General features: G+C 71.5%; 23 protein-coding genes and 1 pseudogene. 15 read left to right on the forward strand and 9 right to left on the reverse strand.

Annotated features, from left to right (window positions below; all coding sequences use genetic code 11):
* The first annotated feature begins 115 nt into the window (after positions 1-115).
* From ACFFCN_RS15165 to ACFFCN_RS15185, 5 genes are all read left to right on the forward strand, one after another.
* Entirely contained in the window at positions 116-1027 is a 912-nt protein-coding gene (locus tag ACFFCN_RS15165) for a hypothetical protein (RefSeq protein WP_375492947.1), read from the forward strand.
* Between the two features lie 16 nt (positions 1028-1043).
* Entirely contained in the window at positions 1044-1796 is a 753-nt protein-coding gene (locus tag ACFFCN_RS15170; protein WP_375492949.1) for a DUF2993 domain-containing protein, read from the forward strand.
* 47 nt (positions 1797-1843) lie between these two features.
* Positions 1844-1948, forward strand: a complete 105-nt coding sequence (locus tag ACFFCN_RS15175; protein WP_375492950.1) for a putative leader peptide — start codon at positions 1844-1846, stop codon at positions 1946-1948.
* A 91-nt stretch (positions 1949-2039) separates the two neighbouring features.
* On the forward strand, positions 2040-2870 hold the full coding sequence (locus ACFFCN_RS15180) for a sulfurtransferase (protein WP_375492952.1): 831 nt from the start codon (positions 2040-2042) through the stop codon (positions 2868-2870).
* Positions 2871-2959: 89 nt separating this feature from the next.
* Entirely contained in the window at positions 2960-3262 is a 303-nt protein-coding gene (locus tag ACFFCN_RS15185) for a DUF1416 domain-containing protein (RefSeq protein ID WP_375492954.1), read from the forward strand.
* A 65-nt stretch (positions 3263-3327) separates the two neighbouring features.
* Here ACFFCN_RS15185 and ACFFCN_RS15190 read toward each other — a convergent pair whose 3' ends face one another.
* Positions 3328-3705: a DsrE family protein gene (locus ACFFCN_RS15190; RefSeq protein ID WP_375492955.1), complete on the reverse strand. Its 378-nt coding sequence runs from the start codon at positions 3703-3705 to the stop codon at positions 3328-3330.
* A 144-nt stretch (positions 3706-3849) separates the two neighbouring features.
* On the opposite strand from ACFFCN_RS15190, the gene ACFFCN_RS15195 reads away from it, so the two are divergent.
* Positions 3850-4389: an FABP family protein gene (locus tag ACFFCN_RS15195; protein WP_375492956.1), complete on the forward strand. Its 540-nt coding sequence runs from the start codon at positions 3850-3852 to the stop codon at positions 4387-4389.
* Positions 4390-4532: 143 nt separating this feature from the next.
* Entirely contained in the window at positions 4533-5429 is an 897-nt protein-coding gene (locus ACFFCN_RS15200; protein ID WP_375492957.1) for a diiron oxygenase, read from the forward strand.
* Positions 5430-5773: 344 nt separating this feature from the next.
* On the opposite strand, the gene ACFFCN_RS15205 is transcribed toward ACFFCN_RS15200, so the two are convergent.
* On the reverse strand, positions 5774-6652 hold the full coding sequence (locus ACFFCN_RS15205) for an aminotransferase class IV (RefSeq protein WP_375492959.1): 879 nt from the start codon (positions 6650-6652) through the stop codon (positions 5774-5776).
* A gap of 30 nt (positions 6653-6682) precedes the next feature.
* Between ACFFCN_RS15205 and ACFFCN_RS15210 the strand changes: the two genes are divergently transcribed.
* The 5 genes from ACFFCN_RS15210 to ACFFCN_RS15230 all read left to right on the forward strand — a co-directional run bounded on the left by ACFFCN_RS15210 (position 6683) and on the right by ACFFCN_RS15230 (position 9684).
* Positions 6683-7183: a Fur family transcriptional regulator gene (locus ACFFCN_RS15210; protein ID WP_375492961.1), complete on the forward strand. Its 501-nt coding sequence runs from the start codon at positions 6683-6685 to the stop codon at positions 7181-7183.
* Entirely contained in the window at positions 7180-8190 is a 1011-nt protein-coding gene (locus ACFFCN_RS15215) for a YgfZ/GcvT domain-containing protein (RefSeq protein WP_375492962.1), read from the forward strand. The genes ACFFCN_RS15210 and ACFFCN_RS15215 overlap by 4 nt, the downstream gene beginning before the upstream one ends.
* 78 nt (positions 8191-8268) lie before the next feature.
* On the forward strand, positions 8269-8682 hold the full coding sequence (locus ACFFCN_RS15220; protein WP_375492964.1) for a helix-turn-helix domain-containing protein: 414 nt from the start codon (positions 8269-8271) through the stop codon (positions 8680-8682).
* Between the two features lie 46 nt (positions 8683-8728).
* Positions 8729-9292 (forward strand): hypothetical protein, encoded by a 564-nt coding sequence (locus ACFFCN_RS15225; protein WP_375492966.1) that lies wholly within the window; start codon positions 8729-8731, stop codon positions 9290-9292.
* A gap of 98 nt (positions 9293-9390) precedes the next feature.
* On the forward strand, positions 9391-9684 hold the full coding sequence (locus ACFFCN_RS15230; protein ID WP_375492968.1) for a DUF2516 family protein: 294 nt from the start codon (positions 9391-9393) through the stop codon (positions 9682-9684).
* On the opposite strand, the gene mptB is transcribed toward ACFFCN_RS15230, so the two are convergent.
* Positions 9604-11142, reverse strand: a complete 1539-nt coding sequence (mptB, locus tag ACFFCN_RS15235) for a polyprenol phosphomannose-dependent alpha 1,6 mannosyltransferase MptB (RefSeq protein ID WP_375492970.1) — start codon at positions 11140-11142, stop codon at positions 9604-9606. The two genes, ACFFCN_RS15230 and mptB, sit on opposite strands and share 81 nt — an antisense overlap.
* Positions 11143-11282: 140 nt before the next feature.
* On the opposite strand from mptB, the gene ACFFCN_RS15240 reads away from it, so the two are divergent.
* Positions 11283-11777, forward strand: a complete 495-nt coding sequence (locus ACFFCN_RS15240) for a hypothetical protein (RefSeq protein WP_375492972.1) — start codon at positions 11283-11285, stop codon at positions 11775-11777.
* Between the two features lie 7 nt (positions 11778-11784).
* Here ACFFCN_RS15240 and ACFFCN_RS15245 read toward each other — a convergent pair whose 3' ends face one another.
* Positions 11785-13245, reverse strand: coding sequence for an ATP-binding protein (locus tag ACFFCN_RS15245; RefSeq protein WP_375492974.1), 1461 nt, complete (start codon positions 13243-13245; stop codon positions 11785-11787).
* Positions 13220-13915 (reverse strand): response regulator, encoded by a 696-nt coding sequence (locus ACFFCN_RS15250; protein ID WP_375492976.1) that lies wholly within the window; start codon positions 13913-13915, stop codon positions 13220-13222. Before ACFFCN_RS15250 ends, ACFFCN_RS15245 begins: the two co-directional genes overlap by 26 nt.
* Positions 13916-14002: 87 nt before the next feature.
* Here ACFFCN_RS15250 and ACFFCN_RS15255 point away from each other — a divergent pair, with 87 nt between their 5' ends.
* Positions 14003-15328: a PQQ-binding-like beta-propeller repeat protein gene (locus tag ACFFCN_RS15255; RefSeq protein ID WP_375492978.1), complete on the forward strand. Its 1326-nt coding sequence runs from the start codon at positions 14003-14005 to the stop codon at positions 15326-15328.
* Positions 15329-15334: 6 nt separating this feature from the next.
* Here ACFFCN_RS15255 and ACFFCN_RS15260 read toward each other — a convergent pair whose 3' ends face one another.
* The 4 genes from ACFFCN_RS15260 to ACFFCN_RS15275 all read right to left on the reverse strand — a co-directional run bounded on the left by ACFFCN_RS15260 (position 15335) and on the right by ACFFCN_RS15275 (position 18749).
* Complete coding sequence (locus ACFFCN_RS15260; RefSeq protein WP_375492980.1) at positions 15335-16399, reverse strand: 5'-3' exonuclease H3TH domain-containing protein; 1065 nt, start codon at positions 16397-16399, stop codon at positions 15335-15337.
* Between the two features lie 180 nt (positions 16400-16579).
* Entirely contained in the window at positions 16580-16795 is a 216-nt protein-coding gene (locus ACFFCN_RS15265; RefSeq protein WP_375492982.1) for a hypothetical protein, read from the reverse strand.
* Positions 16796-16816: 21 nt separating this feature from the next.
* Positions 16817-17791 (reverse strand): aldo/keto reductase, encoded by a 975-nt coding sequence (locus tag ACFFCN_RS15270; RefSeq protein ID WP_375492984.1) that lies wholly within the window; start codon positions 17789-17791, stop codon positions 16817-16819.
* A 19-nt stretch (positions 17792-17810) separates the two neighbouring features.
* Entirely contained in the window at positions 17811-18749 is a 939-nt protein-coding gene (locus ACFFCN_RS15275; RefSeq protein ID WP_375492985.1) for a zinc-binding alcohol dehydrogenase family protein, read from the reverse strand.
* Between the two features lie 161 nt (positions 18750-18910).
* Here ACFFCN_RS15275 and ACFFCN_RS15280 point away from each other — a divergent pair.
* Positions 18911-19140 (forward strand): annotated as a pseudogene (locus ACFFCN_RS15280) (hypothetical protein); the annotation flags it as partial.

A 19140-nucleotide genomic window follows, 5' to 3' on the forward strand; every position in this document is an offset into this window, starting at 1 on the left:
GCCGCCGGTGCCGCCGCCGGTGCCGGCGCCGGTGCCGCCGCCGGTGCCGCCGGTCCTGCCGGCGGTGCCGCCAGGCCCGCCGCCACGGACTCGTCCGTCTGCGACGATGGGTTGCGTGACCGGACCTGACCTCACGGCCAGTGCGAACGCCTCGGGCGGCGCACAGGCCGCGGCGGTACCGCCCGGAACGCGGCAGCCGCTCGTCCGCGACACGACCCTGCTCGCGAGCCTGCCGGTGGCGGTCGTGGCCGGCGCCGGACTCGCGGTAGCGGGGCGCTACAGCAGCCTCGGCCTGGTCGTGGCGCTCGCCGTCGTGCAGGCGGCGCTGGCGCTCGCCTGGGTGTTCGGCGTCGGGCTGCCGGGCCGGTGGGGAACATTGATCATCGCCGGGCTCGCGTCCGGCGGCGCGGACTTCGCGGCGTGCCACTGGCCGCACGGCCGGCTCGGCACCTTGCTCGCCGTGCTCGGGCTCGCGGTGCCGGTGATGTACGTGCACCAGCTGACCCGCGGAGCGGCGCGGGTGCGCGTCGTCGCCTCGCTGGGTTCGGTGGCGGTGCTGGTGCTCGCCGAGGTCGCGTTGCCCGCCTACCTGCAGCTGCGCCACGAATTCACCGCATCCGACGGCGGCGCGCTGGCCGGCCGCGTCGTAGCGGCCGCGGTCGGCGCGGTGGCGGCCGCCATCGTCGTCGGTTACCTCGTCGACCTCATCGTTCCGCTGCCGCGCTTCGACGTCGCCGTGCCGCGTGGCGTGCCGGCCCTCATTGCCGCGGCGGCGCTCGGCGGCGCCGTCGGCTACCTGACGCTGCGCGGGCAGGTGGCTTTCGTCGGGGGCCGGTCGGCGTTCGTCGGTGCCGCGCTGGGTGCGTTGGCCGGGCTGCTCGCCGTGGCGGCATCGTTCGTCCTGTACTCGGTGCCCGAACCCGCCAACCGGATCGGCCGGTTGTTCCGCCCGGCCGCCGGCGCCCTGTTGCCCTTGGCGTTCCTCGCGCCGGCCGCGTTCCTGATCTGCCTGTCGATCCGTTCCTGACGGACCGTCACGTCGCATGCTCGTCGCTCTGCTCGTCGTCGCCGTGGTGCTCGTCGTGCTCGGCGTCGGCCTGCTGGTGCTGGACGGCCGGTGCGCGACGTTGGCGCAGCAGCACGCCTCGGCCTACCTGTCCGCGCCGTTCGGACACCCGGCGACGGTCCGGGTGCACGGCCGGCCGTTCCTCACCCAGGCGGTCCGCGGCCGGTACCGCGACGTCGAGGTGCTCGGCCGCCTGCGCGTCGGGGAGATCCGCGACGCGACGCTCGTCGCGCACCTCACGAACGCCTATCTCCCCGCGCGTGACCTGCTCGGCCGCCGGGCCCGGGAACTGCCCTGCGAACACGTCGAGGGCCGGTTGGTGCTGCCCTACGACGAGCTCGCGCGGCTCGCGCGCATCCCCGGGCTCGTGCTGGCGTTCGAGGGTGAACGGCTGATGGCGTCCGCGGCGCTGCCGGTGCCGGGCTTCAGCCAGCTCGCCCGTGTTTCCGGCGAAGCGCAGCTCCAGCTGTCCGGCGGCGCGTCGGTGCGGTTGCGCATCCGCGGGATCTCCGTCGCGGGCATTGCGCTGCCGATGGCCGTGCTCAGCCAGCTGCTGCCGAGCCTCGACGCGCCGATCCCGCTGCCACCGCTGCCGTACGGGCTGCAGGTCACCGATCTGACGCCGACCGCGACAGGTCTGGTCGTCGACGGCTCGGCGAATGCGGTGGTCTTCCGCCGCTACGACGATCCGGCCCGTCCCACTGTGCAGGACGAGCGTCCCGAAGCCTGAACCGCCCGGGTGGCGGCTGCGGCGCACACCTGGATACGCTCGCTGGCATGAGCATCTCGCTCCTCGTGAGCGCGCCGGTCACCACCGCGCTCACCTCCCGCCGCGCGGTCGACCTGTGCCGCGTGCGCAGCTGCCTGTGTCGCTGCAGCTGACCCACCGCACCCGCGCGTGAGCGCACCTGTCATCTGACGACGGCGTGCTGTCCGTACGTCCGTGTCCCGCTACACATTCGAGGAGATATCCATGAGCCGCGCTGACGCGCTCGTCTCGGCCGACTGGGCCGAAGAAAATCTCGACACCGACGGCGTGGTGTTCGTCGAGGTCGACGAAGACACCTCCGCCTACGACGGCGGCCACATCCGCGGCGCCGTCAAGCTCGACTGGAAGACCGAGCTGCAGGATCAGGTCCGTCGCGACTTCGTCGACAAGGAGCAGTTCGAGAAGCTGCTCTCGGACAAGGGCATCGGCAACGACGACACCGTCGTGCTCTACGGCGGCAACAACAACTGGTTCGCCGCCTACGCCTACTGGTACTTCAAGCTCTACGGCCACGACCAGGTGAAGCTGCTCGACGGCGGCCGCAAGAAGTGGGAACTCGACGGCCGCGAGCTGTCGTCGGACACCGTGTCACGCCCCGCCACGCAGTACCAGGCGAAGGACCAGGACACCTCGATCCGCGCGTTCCGCGACGAGACGGTGGCCGCGATCGGCAAGAAGAACCTGGTCGACGTCCGCTCGCCCGACGAGTTCAGCGGCAAGCTGCTCGCCCCGGCGCACCTGCCGCAGGAGCAGAGCCAGCGCGGCGGGCACATCCCGACGGCGCTGAACGTGCCGTGGTCGAAGGCCGCGAACGAGGACGGCACCTTCAAGTCCGACGACGAACTCGCGAAGCTCTACGGGGACGAAGGCCTGGACGACGGCAAGGACACCATCGCCTACTGCCGCATCGGCGAGCGGTCGAGCCACACCTGGTTCGCGCTGCACGAGCTGCTCGGCCACCAGAACGTCAAGAACTACGACGGCTCGTGGACCGAATACGGCTCGCTCGTCGGCGTCCCGATCGAGAAGGGCTGAGTTCGGGTGAGTGAGCATCGCAGGGCCGCTCACGGCCCGAGGAGCGGAGCGAGCCAGCCGATGAGCGCTCGCGCGAAGAGGAGTTAGCAATGTGTGGAGCGCCTGCCCAGACGCCGACGCTGCCGGCCGGTATCGACCTCGAGAAGGAAACCGTCATCTACGGCGTCGTCTCGTCCTCGGACGACGCGCCGGTGCCCGGTGCCTACGTGCGACTGCTGGACGCGGGTGACGAGTTCACCGCGGAGGTCGTGACGTCGGCCACCGGCGACTTCCGGTTCTTCGCCGCGCCCGGCACCTGGACGCTGTCGGTGCTGCACCGCGACGGCAAGGCCCGTCGCGCGGTGCAGGCCACGGCGCCGGGCCTGCTCGAGGTGTCCCTCACCCTCCAGTAATCGCCTTCCCACCCAGGATGGTCGCTGTTTGTCTCGAATTCGCGACCATCCCGGGTGGGAAGACGTCAGTAGACGAGGGCTTGGGCGCCGTCGCGCAGCACTTCGTCGACGAAGCTCGCCGACCCTGCGATGCGCACGTCCGCGAGCAGGTCGTCCGGCGTCAGCTCGCGACGTGCCGCGCACTGCGTGCACACCGTCAGCGAACCGCCCGCCACGACCGCGTCGCGCAGGTCGGCGAGCGGCGCCGAGTGCGGCAGCTCGAACTGCTCGGCGCGCCCGGGCACCGCGAACCACACGGCGTCGCCGGTCAGCCACATCGACACCTGCGCGCCCGCGGCCACTGCGGTGGCCGCGACGGTGAATGCCTGCGCACATCGCTCCGGCGACTCCGCGCCCGCCGTGCACTTGACGACGAGAGGTCGGGCCGCAGCAGCGTCGTTCATGTCCCCATCTTCGCCCAGTGCCTGCGGTAGCGTCCGGCGCGTGGACACGTTCTCCCTGGGCGTCCTCGTCGCCGCCTTCCTGATCATCGGCGTGTACGCGACGTACGCGCTGATGCGGCTGTTCGGCGACGAGCCCGACAACGGGTGAGCGACCCGGCGCCGGACACCACCGACCTGCGGGCCGGCGCGCCGATCCATGACGACCTGCTCGCGCTGCTGCCGCTCGTCGGCGTGTGGCGCGGCACCGGCGCGGGCGTGGTGCCGTCGTCCGGCGAGCAGTTCACCTACGGCCAGCTCGTCACGTTCGCGCACGACGGCCGCCCGTTCCTCGGTTACGAGTCCCGATCGTGGTTGACCACGCCTGACGGCGACGTGATCCGCCAGGCCTGGCGCGAGACAGGGTTCTGGCGGCCGGGCCGGGACGAGGACGCGATCGAGGCGGTGCTCGCCAGCAACACCGGACAGGCGCTCGTGTTCGCCGGGACGGCCGGTGACCAGCAGTGGGACCTCGCCACCACGGTTGCCGCACACACCTCCACCGCGGACGACGTCGACGCCGAACGGCGCTTCTACGCGGTGCGCGGCGACGAACTGCTCTACGCCACCGAGCTCGCGACGCCCGGTGCGGCGCTCGCCGCGCATCTGAACGGTCGGCTCGTCCGGCAACCCGCCGCGCAGGCCTGAATCACCGCAACGTCCGGGTACACCACGCTTCCGGAGCTTTATGTGTAACGCCTTGTCATACCCACGGGTAACTGCTACACCTTGTGATAGGTAGCTCGCGCTGCCGGCCGAGCAACGGCGTCGTTCTCGTGAAGGAGAAGGCCATGACCGCAGCTACGCCCGTCGAAGGTCTACGCAAGACCGCGAACCGGTTGCTCGGCTCGTCGGCCAAGAACTCCTACGACCCGGGTCTGGACATCGACTGGGACGCCCCGGTCGAACTGGACATGAAGTTCATGCCGCTCGAGCGCACCTCGCTCTACGGCACCGCCCTCTGGGAGCGGATGAGCGACGAACAGCGCATCGAGCTCTCGCGCCAGGAGCTCGCCAGCATCGCGTCTACCGGACTGTGGTTCGAGATGATCCTCATCCAGATGCTGACGCGCTGGGCCTACGACCGCGACCCGCAGGACTCGCGCGTGCAGTACGCGCTGACCGAGATCGGCGACGAGACGCGGCACATCCTGATGTTCGCGAAGGCGATCGCGCGCCTGGGCACACCGACGTACCGCCCGGGCAAGGTGCTGCACAACCTGGCGCGGATCTACAAGGCGACGAGTGACGGGCCGAGCCTGTTCGCGCCCGTGCTGGTTGCGGAGGAGATGACCGATCGGCTGCAGCGCGAGATGGTCAACGACGAGACGGTGCATCCGCTCGTCCGCATGGTCAACCGCATCCATGTCGTCGAGGAAGCGCGGCACGTGCGGTTCGCGCGTGAGGAGGTCGCGCGGCAGATGCAGACGGTCGGGCCGGTCGGCAAGGCTGTCGGCAACCTTGCCTCGGCGCTCGTCGCGGTCGCGGTGGCCGGTGCGCTGATCAACCCCGACGTCTACGCGCAGGTCGGCCTGGATCGCCGCGAAGCTATCCGCGAGGCGCGCAACAACCCGAACTTCCACGAGACGCGCCGCTGGATGGCCGAGAAGATCGTCGCGTTCCTCACCGAGCAAGGCCTGATCACCTGGTACACCAGGCCGATCTACGCCCGCGCCCATCTGGTCTGATCGGCCGCCCGCCATGCCGTGTTGATCAGCGACCAGGCGGATTAGATGGACGATCCCCGAGCCGGGCCGACCGAGAGTCTCGGCCGGGTCGACTGGACGGGTCGACAGCTCGGGGATCGGGTAGCTACCAGGGAATTGCTCGCCGCCGCAGATCGGCCGCGGTGGGGAACATGCCCTCGCGAGTCCAAGATGTTGCGGCGGTTAGCTGGAAGCCACCTCACGCGTCCAATAAGTACACAACTTTGGACCACCCCCTCTCTCGTGTACTGACACGGTACGACGCAGGTGAAGGCTGCGGCAACGTCACTAGGCCGAAGCCGGTCGCCAGCCCGGCGACAGCCGCGTCAGAAGTCGCAGAACCGCTTGATCTCGCCGTCCAGGTGCGGCGAGCGGCTGCGGGCGACACCGTCGAGTTCGATCACCTCGACCGGTCCGCGGACCGAGCTGACGATCCACAACGCGTCGGCGGCATGCAGCTCGTCGAGGTGCGCGAGCGTGTTCGCGGTACGCCACCCGGTTGCGTCGGCGTTGTCGAAGAGCAGGCGTTGCGTGGTGCCGGCGAGGATGCCGGTCGCGCCGGTCGGGGTGGTGTGCAGCGTGCCGCCGGCGGCCCAGACGAGCGAGCCGGTGGGCGTCTCGAGCGCGTAGCCGTCCGCCGACACGAACAGCACGTCGTCCGCGCCGCGACGTTCGGCCTCGCGGCCGGCAGCCATGTTGATCGCGTAGGACAGCGTCTTGACGCCGCCGAGCAGCCACGGCGCATCGGTGAATGCGGCCGACGTCACGCCGCGCTGCAGGCTGATCACCCGCACTCCTTCGCCGCGTTGCCGGATCGCCGCCGGGGCCACCACGGTCAGGAACGCGAAACCGGTGGGCCGGCCGTCCGCCGCGCCGCGGGTCAGGACGAGCTTCAACGCGCCCTCGCCGCTTTCCGGCCACGCCGTGACCGCCGTCGCGACCAGCTCGCGCCACGCGGCAGTGTCGAACTCGAGGCCGAGCGCTGCGGCCGATCGCGCCATGCGGGCCAGGTGCGCGTCCAGCTTCGTCACGACGCCGTCGCGCACGTGCAGGCCCTCGAAGCAGCCGTCACCGCGGGTGAGGCCGGCGTCGTCGGCGCGCACGATCGGCGCGTCGGCATCGACCAGGCCGCGGCCGAGTACGGCCACGACGTTCGCGGGGGCCGGCACGGCCTCCGTTGACTGTTCGCTTCGCTGCTCGGACACGGCTCGCCAGGCTACCTACCATGGGCGGTGATGACCGCGCACCACTCGCACCCGCACGACTCCGCGCACGCGCAACGGTCCACGCAACGGCTCGTGACCGCGCTGCGTGAGCGCGGCATGCGCGTCACCGCGCAACGCGAGCAGGTGCTGGCGGCGGTGCACCGACTCGGCCATGCGACGCCCGAGCAGATCGGCGAGGCCGTCGACGGCGTCGACGTCGCCACCGTCTACCGCACGCTCGAGCTGCTCGAGGAGCTCGGCCTGGTCCGGCACACCCACCTCGGGCACGGGCCCGCGTCCTACCGGCCGGCCGACGATCAGCACATCCACGTCGTGTGTCACAGCTGCGGCGCGGTGGTGGACGCCGCGCCCGACCTCGCCGATTCGATCGCCGAACGACTGCACGCCGACAACGGCTTCGAGCTCGACCGCGCGCACTTCACCGTCTTCGGCCGATGCGCGTCGTGCGCCGCCACCGAGGCCGGCGCCGGAACAAACCCCCGCGCGCGGACGCTGTCCCAGACGTCATGACGAACTATGTGCAGACCGCGGTAGCGGCGACCGAGCGCGACGCCGGGGTCACCTGGCACTACGGCGATCCGTTGCGCGAGCAGCGGGCGCTTGCCACCGGTGTCGGGGTGATCGACCGCAGCAACCGGGATGTGCTGGTCGTGCCCGGCGAGGACCGGCTCGCGTGGCTGCACTCGATCTGCTCGCAGCACGTGGCAGATCTGGGCGACGGCGACGCGACCGAGTCGCTCGTCCTCTCCCCGCACGGACACGTCGAGCAGCACTGGCAGGTGACCGAGCTGAACGACACGGTGTGGCTCGACACCGAGCCCGGGGCCGCGCCGGACGTGCTGAAGTACCTGCAGATGATGCGTTTCCTCAAGCGCGTCGAACCGGTTGACGTCACCGACCAGTGGGCCGTGCTCTCTCTCGTCGGGCCGGCGAGCGCCGAGTTGCTCGCGCTCGCGGGGCTTCCGGTGCCCGAGCGTGCCGGGCGGGCCACCGCCCTAGACGGCGGCGGCCTCGTGCGCCGCATGTCCTGGCCCGGTCCGGACGCCGCAGACCTGATCGTGCCGCGGATGAGCGCCACCGACGTGTTCGACCGCCTCGTGCAGGCCGGCGCCGCGCCGACCGGTCTGTGGGCGTTCGAGGCCGCGCGGGTCGAGGCGCGCCGGCCGCGCCTCGGTTTCGAGACCGATCACCGCACAATCCCGCACGAGGTCGGCTGGATCGGGCCGGCCGTGCACCTGGACAAGGGCTGTTACCGCGGGCAGGAGACGGTCGCGCGGGTGCAGAACCTCGGCCGGCCGCCGCGGATGCTCGCGCTCGCCCACCTGTCCGGCGAGACCGATGTGCTGCCCGAACCCGGTACGCCGGTCGAGCTGGCCGGACGTGCCGTCGGCTTCCTCGGCACCGCGGTCCACCACTACGAGCTCGGCCCTGTCGCGCTCGTCGTCGTCAAGCGCAACGTGCCGACGGACGCCGCGCTGCAGGTCGGCGAGCACACCGCCCAGCTTGACGTCGGCTGACGGGCGCCGCGCCGTAACGCCGGCCACAATGCTTGCTGCGTGCTTGCAACAGCTAGCACTCTTCGAGACGATAGCTGCGTGATCGCCGAAGGACCGAAGGAACAGGCCAAGCGCGGCGCTGCAACGATCGGGGAGTTCATCCGCGAGCAGCGCCAGCAGGGTCAGGTCTCGGTGCGTCAGCTGGCCCGACTCGCCGGCGTGTCCAACCCGTACCTGTCGCAGATCGAACGCGGCGTGCGCAAGCCGAGCGCGGAGATCCTGCAGCAGATCGCCAAGGGGCTGCGGATCTCGGCCGAGCAGCTGTACGTGCGTGCCGGGATCCTCGAAACGCGCGAGGGCAATCAGGAACTCGTCGCGGCCATCCTGGTCGACGAGGACCTGGGTGAGCGGCAGAAGCAGGTGCTGCTCGACATCTACGAGTCGTTCTGCCGGGAGAACGCGCAGACGCGTGCCTCCGCAGATCCGTCCGCGGTCGCGGCCACCGGCAGCTGACCGGCGCCGCAGACCGATCCGCCACCCCAGCACAAGGAGTGCATTCATGTCCATCACCAGCGACATCCGCTCGTACGCCGACAACGCCGTGAGCCAGGGCAAGCACGTGCTCGATCAGGCGCAGTCCTCCCTCAACGACGTCACCGGCCGCGCCCGCGACAACGTCACCGACCTGCGCGCCTCGGCGGAGAAGGTCGTCAACCTCGACGCCGTGACCACGGCCATCGAGCCCTACGTCGCGCAGCTGCGGCAGTACTCCACCGCCGTCACCGACCGCGTCGAGCACGCCGTCGACGGACTGCGCAGCGACAAGCGCATCGGCGGCCTGATCGACTCGGCAGAGTCGTTGAGCAACACCGTGGTCGAGACGTTCAACCAGCGCGTCGTCAAGCCGGTGCAGTCACTGACCGGCCGCAGCACGTCGCGGCCGACGACCACCCGCAAGGCCGCCCCGAAGCCGCGGCCGGCGAAGTCGGCCAACACCCGCCCGGCCGCCAAGTCCGGCACGCGCAAGCCCGCCACCACCCGCTCGGCCAGCGCGAAGACCCCGGCCAAGACGGCCGCCAAGACCGCGCGCAAGACCGCGGCGAAGCGCCCGTCCAGCAGCTGACGGCACCCTGCTCGTGATCATGCACCGATCGGCGCCTCGGCCCGGTCGGGGCATGATCACGACAGCCGCGCTCGTTCGGCGCTGGGTACGCTGACGCGGTGGACGCCGTCAGCCCGCTCTACTACTGGACCTACCAGGTCCTGTTCTGGGCTGCCGTCGCGCTGCGGGCGTGGGCGCTGCTCGACTGTCTGACACGCAAGGCCGCGGCCTTCCCGGCCGTCGACAAGCTCACCAAGCCGGCCTGGCTGCTGATCCTCGTGGTCTCGGGCGTCGTCGGCACCGTCGCCGGGCCGGTCGACTACAGCCCGCTGTCACTCATCTCGATCGTCGTCGCGTCCGTCTACCTCGCCGACGTCCGCCCCGCGGTTCGCGAGATCACCAGCGGGCGCTAGCCGCACACCGGTCGCCACCGCGACCGCCAGCACACCGAGCAGCACGCCGGTGACGACGTTCGCCGCAGTCGGCGTGAACCCGGACGGCGCCAGCACGCAGGCGCCGGCACCGAGGACCAGCACCAGGGCACGCCGCCCGGCGTTCGCCGTCGGCGCGTAGCACGCGGCCGGCCACAGCAGGTACCACGGGAACAGCGACGGCGCGAACAGCGCGATCGCGAGCAGACCGCCCCCTGCGCTCAGTTCCGGTGGACGTCGGCGCGCCGTCGCCACGACGTAGACCACCGCACACGCCATCGCGATCAGCGCCGCCGCACGACCGCCGACCGCGAGGTCGTCGTAGGACGCGCCGCGCACGACCGGCGCGAGCACCACGCTGACGCCTCCGGCGATCGAGTACGGCGTATGGGTGCTGAACTGTTGACCGACGCTCGTCACCCAGCCGAAGCCGTGCGGCACGGCGAATCCGGCCGCCGCACCGATCGCCACCGCCACCCCGACCTCGCGCACCGCGGCGCGCGTTCGGTGGCGGCGCGTTCGGTCGCGTCCGACGTGCCAGTGCGCGACGACGAGCACCGCGGCGACGAGCCAACCCTGCCCGAGCAAGCAGCCGGCCAGGCTGGCCACGATCACGCCGGCGAGCCAACGGTGCTGGGCGGCCAGCGCGAGTGCGGTGACGACGAGCGCGATCAGCAGTCCGTCCAGGTGCGCGGCGGACACGACGTACAGAAGCAGGGCCGGGTTGAGCACGGTGAGCGCGAGCGCGCAGTCGCGCCGTCCGCCGGCGTCCGGATCGGCCCGGCGTGCCTCGGCGAGATCCGCAGCCCGCACGCCCAGCAGGATCACCGCGAGCACCGCGACCGCCCGCAGCACGAGCACCGCGCCCAGCGCGCTGCCCGAACTGATCGACACAGCCAGGTGCTGCAGCACCGTGCCCAACGGTCCGGCCGCGCTCGGCGTCCCGCGCGCGCCGGGATCGATCGCCGCGACGACGTCGCGGGCACCCAGGCTCGACGGCGCCGATACGTACGGGTCGGCGCCCTCGCGTTGCAGCAGGCCGTAGCTCGCGTAGCCGTAGACGGCGGTGTCGAGCAGCGGCGGCCCGACAGCGAACGGCACCGCCCACGCGCCGGCGAGCAACCACATGCGGCGCATCGGTTGCGGGTGGCGGCGCACGAACCACACCACGACGAGCCACAGCACCGTCAGCGCCAGGACCGCGGCGAGCAGCAGCGCACCCGGCAGCGTGCCCCGGGTGTCGGCCACGTGCGCGTCCTGCAGCCCCAGCCAGGTGCTCAGCGGGCGGGTCGCGGTCGCCGCACCCACCCGGCCGCCGGCGACGACGATGCTCGCGGCGAGCAGGAATCCCGCCGACGCGAACGCCGGCACCGGCCGATTGCCGACCTGACGGCGGGCCGTGTCCAGCCCGTGCAACGCCTTCTCGGCGAGATCGTTCACTGGCGCCTGTCGTCCGGTTGCGGTTGGGGCCAGACCTTATCCGGCATCCCTTACCTGATCCGAACACGTTCTTGCTGCGCGGCCAACCGTTGCGACGCATCGTGGTAGATGCAACGCAGACGCCCTCAAGAAGGAGATCCATGTATCGCAAGGTCCTGATCACTGGCGTGACCGCCGCGGCCATCATCGGCGCCGGCGGAACGGCACTGGCGGTCACCGGGTCCGACTCTCCGTCGACCCCGGCCAAGCCGAGCTCGTCGAGCGGCTCCTCGGCCAAGCACGACCACGACGGCAAGAAGGGCAAGCACGGCAAGCACGGTCTGCTGCGCCGCCTCGAGCACGGTCAGTTCGTCAGCCGAGGCAAGGACGGCAAGACCGTCACACACGACCTGATCTCCGGCACGGTCACAGCTGTGTCGCCGTCGTCGATCACCGTCCAGTCGGCGGACAAGAAGAGCGAGACGTTCGCCGTCACGAAGGACACGAAGATCCGTGTCCGGGACAACGGCAAGGGTGCGGAGTCGACGATCAACAAGGTCGCCAAGGGTGACCGCGCGGTGGTCGCCGGCACGGGCACGTCGAAGTACACCGCGCTGCACGTCGTCGACGTGAAGGGCGCCAAAAAGACGAAGTGAGCTGCGCTCAGCGCGGCTGATTCACGAGCGGGAGGCGCACGGTGAACCGTGCGCCTCCTTCTTGTGCGTGGCCGGCCTCGACGCTGCCGCCGAGGCGCTGCGCGAGTCCGCGCACGATGGCCAGACCGAGGCCGGTGCCGACCTGGCGCACGCCACGGTAGCGCTGGTGCAGTACGCCCTGGTCGAACGCGACGCCGAGGTCCGCGTCGGTGAGGCCCGGGCCACCGTCGCGCACCTCGAGCACGGCATCCGGGGGCTCGACCCGGGCGGCCAGCACGATCGTGGAACCGGCCGGCGTGACGCGCAGTGCGTTGTCGAACAAGCCGTCGAGCATCTGTCGCACCCGCGCGGCGTCGGTGACGGTACGGATGGGGACGTCGGACGCCTCGAGCCGGAAGCCGACATCCCCGGCGGCGCAGCGCGCGGACCATACCTGCGCCGCGGACGCCACGACGCCGCGCAGATCCACCGCGCCGAGGTCGATCCGGAAGTCGTGCGCGTCGAGCCGGGCCAGATCGAGCAGGTCCCCGACGAGGCGTTCCAGGCGGCGTGCCTCGTTGAGCACGACACCGCCGACGTAGGGCGCGTCAGCCGCGTCCACCACTCCCTCGGCGAGCGATTCGGCGTAGCCGGTGATCGCGGTGAGCGGGGTGCGCAGATCGTGCGACACGGACAGCAGGAACTCCCGCTGCCGGCCTTCGGAGTGGCGCAGCGCGCCCGCGAGCGTGTTCATCGCCGTGTTGACCTCGGCCACCTCCGCCGGCCCTTCGACCGGCAGCGTCACGTCGCGGTTGCCCAGGGCCATCGAATGCGCTGCCGTCGCGGTACGGCGCAGCGAGCGTGCCATCCGCCAGGCGACGAGCAGGCCGATCACCGCGGCGAGGACGCCGGCGATCAGCAGCGCGAGCAGCAGTCGCCGGATGGCGCTGCGGCTCTGTGCAACGGCGTCGACCTGTCGTTGCGCCAGCACGATCGCGCGCTTCGCGCCGTCCGGCGCGTCGGCCAGCGGACGGATCTCGACGAAGACGGTGGTGCCGTTGACGCTGCGGGTGGCGGACACGGTGCGCCCGGCACGCACGGCGGCGAAGTCGGTGGCGGTGGCGGACCGGCGCACGAGTGCCGTCTTGGACAGGTCACGCGTTGCGGTGCCGTCGACGACGAGCAGCCCGCTTCGTACGCCGAGCTTGTTCAACGCCTTGCGCAGATCCTGCAAGGCGGCGGGTCGCGACGGCTGTTCCGAGCCCAATGCGTGCGCGACGTCTGCGAGACGTTGCAGCGTCCGGTGCGCGGAGTCGGCGCCCGTGTTTCGGATCAGGCCGGTCGCCAACGCCGCGGCGACGATCGCGGTGAGAACGGCGATCCCGACGCTGAGCAGCGCGATGCGGGTCGCCAGCGACTGCGGGCGCCGTCGCCGGCGGGTCGCTCCCGGAGCCGGGCGGGCCTCAGTTCTCGGCGGCGTAACCGACACCGCGCACCGTCCGGATCGGGCTCGCGTCGCCGAGCTTCGCGCGCAGCTGCGCGACGTGCACGTCCACCGTGCGCGTGCCGGCCACCGACGAATAGCCCCACACCTCGGAGAGCAGCTGCTCGCGGGTGAAGACGCGGCCGGGTTTGCGCATCAGGTGGGCGAGCAGATCGAACTCGGTGGCCGTCAGATTGAACTCGACGTCATCGGACGTCACCCGCCGCCGGGTCGCGTCGAGCACGATCCGTCCCACGGTCTGCGGTGCGGCCTCCGGTGCGCCGTGCGTGCGGCGCAGCACGCCCGTGACGCGCGCGACGAGCTCGCGCGGCGAGAACGGCTTGGTGACGTAGTCGTCCGCGCCCATCTCCAGCCCGACGATGCGATCGACCTCGTCATCGCGGGCGGTCACGAACAGCACCGGCGTCCAGTCGTCGTCGGCTCGTAGCCGCCGGCAAATCTCGACGCCGTCCATGCCGGGCAGCCCGACGTCGAGAATGATCGCGGCGGGGCGCAGGCGGCGAATGGCGTCCAGCGCACGGTCTCCGTGCTGCTCGACGTGCACGCCGTACCCCGCCTTCGCCAGGTTCAGCCGGACGACATCGGCGATGGCGGGCTCGTCCTCGACGATGAGGACCAGACCGCGGGCGCGGCTGTCCCGCGGCTCGGACGTCACGACGACGATCGTATTCGGGCCGCCTGCCGGCAACGTCAGGATCGTGTTCGAAGTGGCCAATCGATGTGGATGATCTACGCTTCGTCGATGTCGAGTTCGGGCAGCCGCCGTGGGCTGATCGCGCTCGGCGTCGCGGCCGTGACACTCGCCGGGTGTTCCGGCTCGAGCCCGACGGTCGGTGCGCCGACGTCCGGCGGCCCGAAGCCGACGACGTACCAGGGGCGGTGGCTGGACTCCGCGCTGCATCTGCGGGGACCGGTGTCGGTCGTCGACGGCATCGCGCTGGCGAGCACGGGTGAGCCCGGCCAATCCGACCCACCCGCGCTTGCCGCCGTCGACGCGGCCACCGGCCGGGTGCTGTGGCGGGTGAAGGTCGCGCCCTACACCGGTGCCCAGCACAACGGCCCGGAATTGCCGCTGGGCTTCCACACCGCACGGGGCGCGCTGGCCGTCGACGTCGAGCTGACGGCGAAGTCGCAGGCCCGGCTCGTCGGCCGGGCTGCCCGCACCGGTGCGGTGCGGTGGACGGTGTCGCTGCCGAGCGACGATGCGTCATTCGACTTCAGCTCGCTGGTCCGGTGCGCAACGGCGGTGTGCCTGAGCGTCGGCAACGGCCTGCGTGCGGTCGACCCGGCGACCGGCCGCACGAGATGGACTCGCAGCGTCAAGCACGCCGATGTCGGCCGGCCGATCTACAGCGGGGCCGGCATCGTGGTGACGTCCGGCGCCGATTTCCCGTTGCGCGCCTTCTCGGCCGGTACCGGGCGGCCATTGTGGGCGATCCGCGCGGAACCGACGACGAATGCCGAGTTGGACCAGGTCGACACTTCGCCGTATCCCAGTCGGTACGTGCTGGGCCACGAATTGATCGCCGTCGGCACCCATGGGTCCGTCGGTACGGATCTGCGCACCGGCCACATCGAGTGGACGCGCCCCGGGTGGCGCCTGGCCGGACCCGGACAGCCGACCGTCGCCGACGACGGCGTGACGCTTGCCACGACGACGGTCCTGGCCACCGACGGGGACGGACGGCTCGTCGCCCTGCGGTCCGACGGCAGCGTCGCGTGGCAGTCGACGCATTCCGGATTCGCCGACGACCTCGGCGACCAACTCGGGTGGAGCGCTGACCTGTCGCAGGTCTGGGTGGTCGGCGACGATGCCATGCGCACCGGCTACCGCACCAGCGACGGCGCAGCGCTGTCGGAACACCGCGGTCCGCCGCTCGTGCTGACGCCGGTCGACTACGTTCCTGCTCTGCTGAAACCACGATCGGTGCGGTGGGTGAGCGCCGCCGGGGCGCCGGTGCCGTGGGGGGTGACGCCGTCCGCGCCGGCGTGGGCCGGACCGGCCGGAGGTGTTCATCGGCTGGTCGACGGCCCGGACGGTTCGCTCACCGGCTTCCGGGTGAGCTGACGGACGTCAGTCGAACAGCGACAGCTGCGCCGGCTGCGGGCGGCGCGGCGCGAGCTTCGGCAACCGCTTCGGCGCCGGCGTCCAACCCGGGTCGGTGCGCTGCCACGGCATCGCGAACGACCGTGGCGCGGCAGCCGGCTCGACGTCGTCGGTGTGCTCGTCGGCGAGCACCCGCAGCGCGTCCTTGGCCGTCCAGGTCAGCCCGAAGCGGCGACAGGCGAAGCGGACGGCGTCGGCGTCCAGCGGCAACCGGCCCGGACCGGAGGCGAGGTCCAGCCCGAGCTCGACATCGTGCCGCATGGCCATGACCTCGCAGTTGTGCGCCCAGGCTGCGTGCGCATCGGCGTGTCGCAGGCGGCGCGCGACGCCGGCACCGAGTGCGGATTCGACGGCGGCGAGATCGGCGCAGGCGGCGGCCGCGGAGCCGAAGTGCTGCAGCACGGCGGCGGCGGTGCGCGGGCCGATGCCGCGCACGCCGGGCAGGTTGTCCGACGGGTCGCCGCGCAGCGCCGCGTAGTCGCGGTAGTGCTCCGGGCGGATGCCGAGCAGCAGCTCCAGGCGGTCGGCGGTCATCACCGGCGAGGCGTCGACGCCGCCGTTGATGATGCGCAGCACGCGGGTGTGCTCGTCGATCAGTGCGAACGCGTCGCGGTCGGAGGTGACGACCACCGTGCGGGCGCCGAGGGTCGGCGCCAGAGCTGCTGCAGAGGCGAGGACGTCGTCCGCCTCGAGGCCGGCCGGCACCACGACGTGCAACCCCATCGCATGCACGGTGGCGACGGCGGTGGCCAGCTGATCGACAAGGGTGTCGAGCTTGTCGGCGCGCTGCGCCTTGTACGCCGGCCACTGCTCGCGACGTACCGAGTGATCGGGGTCGTCGAAGCCGATCACGACGACGGCCGGGCGGATGCGGTCGACGGCGGCGACGAGCTGCATCAACAGCCCACGCACCGCCCATGCGGGCCGGCCGTCGGCGTGGGCACCGGTGCGGGCCTGAGCGTGGAAGCTGCGGTGGACGAGCGAGTTGCCGTCGACGGCCAACACAACCGGGGTGTCGGTGTCGGCGTCCACGCCCCCACTCTCGCACGCGCGTCCGACGATCGGTGGTGTGGTTCGCGCGCGTCGTGGCTGCAGAACCGTCCAGGTCCGGGCGGGGCGGACGCCCGCGGGCGGTCGAGCCCCTGGACGCCGTACGGCTGCCCGCGCACTCGCCGACTTCTCGTCGCCCAGGCGACGGATTGTGAGCGTTTCCTAGTGCGGCGGTGCGCCGGAATCGGTGGCCGGTGCGTCGTCGTCGAGGTCGGGCTCGACGTCGTCCTCCGCGACCTCCTCCTGCGTCCGGCCTTCGGCGATGTACTCGTCGTCGTGCGTGAGGCGGCCTATCACTTCCTTCGCCTTGCCGGCGACGATGTTGGAGTATTTCGAGCGTCGCTCGTGCGGGATGTCGTCGCTGTGCTCGTCAGCCATGCGTCCGTTCTACCCGCGGCGTCACTGGAAACCGACCACCTCGTGCGGCCGGTACGGCTTCGCGAGACGCGCCAGTTCGTCGTCGGTCAGCTCGAGATCGACCGCCGCCACCGCGTCGTCGAGGTGCGCGGCCTTGGTGGCCCCGACGATCGGCGCCGTCACCACCGGGTTGGCCAGCACCCACGCCAGCGCGACCTGCGCGCGCGACACACCGCGCTCGTCGGCGACCTGCGCGACGGCGTCGACGATCTCCTTGTCGCTGTCGACGTAGAGGTTGCGGCCGAACTCGTCGGACTCCGAGCGGGTGGTGGTCGCGTCCCAGTTGCGGGTCAGCCGCCCGCGCGCGAGCGGGCTCCACGGGATGACGCCGATGCCCTCGTCCGCGCACAGCGGCAGCATCTCGCGCTCCTCCTCGCGGTTGAGCAGGTTGTAGTGGTCCTGCATCGTCGTGAAGCGCGTCCAGCCGTGCGCGTCGGACGTGTGCAACGCCTTGGCGAACTGCCACGCCCACATCGACGACGCCCCGATGTAACGCGCCTTGCCGGCCTTGACGACGTCGTGCAGCGCCTCGAGCGTCTCCTCGATCGGCACCGTCGGGTCCCACCGGTGGATCTGGTAGAGGTCGACGTAGTCGGTGCCCAGCCGCTGCAGGCTGGCGTCGATCGCGGCGAAGATCGCCTTGCGGGACAGCCCCTTGCTGTTCGGGCCGTCGCCGTCGACCGGCATGAACACCTTGGTGGCGAGCACGATCTCGTCGCGGTCGGCGAAGTCGCGCAATGCCCGGCCGGTGATCTCCCCGCTGGACCCGGCCGAGTACGTGTTGGCGGTGTCGAAGAAGTTGATGCCGGCGTCGAGCGCCTGCCGGAAGAACGGCCGGGAGTCGTCCTCGCCGAGCGACCAGTCGTGCCGGCCGCGGCTCGGCTCTCCGTAGCTCATGCAGCCGAGGCAGACCGCCGAGACGTCCAGGCCGGTGCTACCGAGTTTGCGGTACTTCATCTTCCGCCTTCCGTCGTCGTCAGAACTGCAGGACCAGGCGGCCGCGCACGCCGCCGGCCTCGAACCGGCGGTGCGCGTCGGCGGCCTGCGCCGCGGGCAGCGTGTCGGCGACGCGCAGGGTCAGCACGCCGTCCTCGACCTGCTGGCGCAACCGGTCGAGCGCCTCCCACTCCTCGCCCTGGGAGAACACCATCTCCGGGATGACCTGTACCCGTGATTGGCCCGCGCCGTCCCAGCCGCGGATCGTCGCCATCCGGCCACCGTCCTTGACGGCGGGCAACGCCTTCTCGTTGAACACGGCGCCGTCAGCGAGGCCGTCGACACCGTCGGGGTAGCGCTCACGCACGGCGTCGGCGAACCCGTCACCGCGCGGCAGGATCACGTCGGCACCGAGCTGCTCGATCAGGGGGCGGTCCTTGTCTGCCGCGTCGGCGACGACGGTCAGCCCGTCGGCCTTGGCCAGTTGGACGACGTAGCCGCCGAACGCGCCGGCTGCGCCGGTCACGGCGACGGTGTCGCCCGACTTCAGCTGTAACGAGTCCAGCGCGAAACGCGCGGTGAGGCCGTTCATCGGCAGGGTCGCGGCCTCGACGTCGCTCGCGCCCGCGGGCACCCGGGTCGCCGACCGCGCCGGGACGACGACGTCGCTGCGGTACGCGCCGTGCGGGCCCTTCGGCAAGACGATCGCCATCACGCGGTCACCGACGGCGACACCGGTGCCGACGTCCGCGCCGACCTCGAGCACCTCACCCGCCGCGTCCATGCCGGGCACCGCGCCGGGCGGATCGGCCTCGGGTTTGTCGTCGCGCTGGCCCGAACGCACCCCGGTGTCGGTCGGGTTCACCGCGGCCGCGGTCACGCGGATCCGCACGTCGCGTGGGCCCAGAGGCTCCTGCTCGACCTCGATGGGGTGCAGGGCCTCGGGCCCGCCGTACGTCGTCACTCCGATTGCGGTCATACCAGCCACAACAGGACGTCGACCTGCCCGATTCCGAATCGGGCATTCCGAGTGCTAGGCGAAGCGACCCGGTGGGCAGGTCTGACATCGGGTGTTGAACAGCGTGCGCCCACGTCAGCGACCGCCACCCGGGCGAGCGCCGCGATCGGAGGACACCAGACATGGCCAAGGCGTGGACGGGGATCACTGCCGGACTGCTCGCCGGGGCGGCCGGCGCAACCGCGATGAATGCAGTCAGCTACCTGGACCAGTCGGTCACCGGGGACAGCCCCAATGCGTCCGCGGTGGGTTCCGCGGTGTCCGAGACGGCGCGGCAGGCAACCGACACTGCCGGCAAGCAGGCCGACTCGACGCGCGCGAAAGCACTGGGACCGCTGGGCGGGCTGGGCAT

It is taken from the genome of uncultured Jatrophihabitans sp. (assembly GCF_964246335.1).
In the GTDB taxonomy this organism is placed as follows: domain Bacteria; phylum Actinomycetota; class Actinomycetes; order Mycobacteriales; family Jatrophihabitantaceae; genus Jatrophihabitans.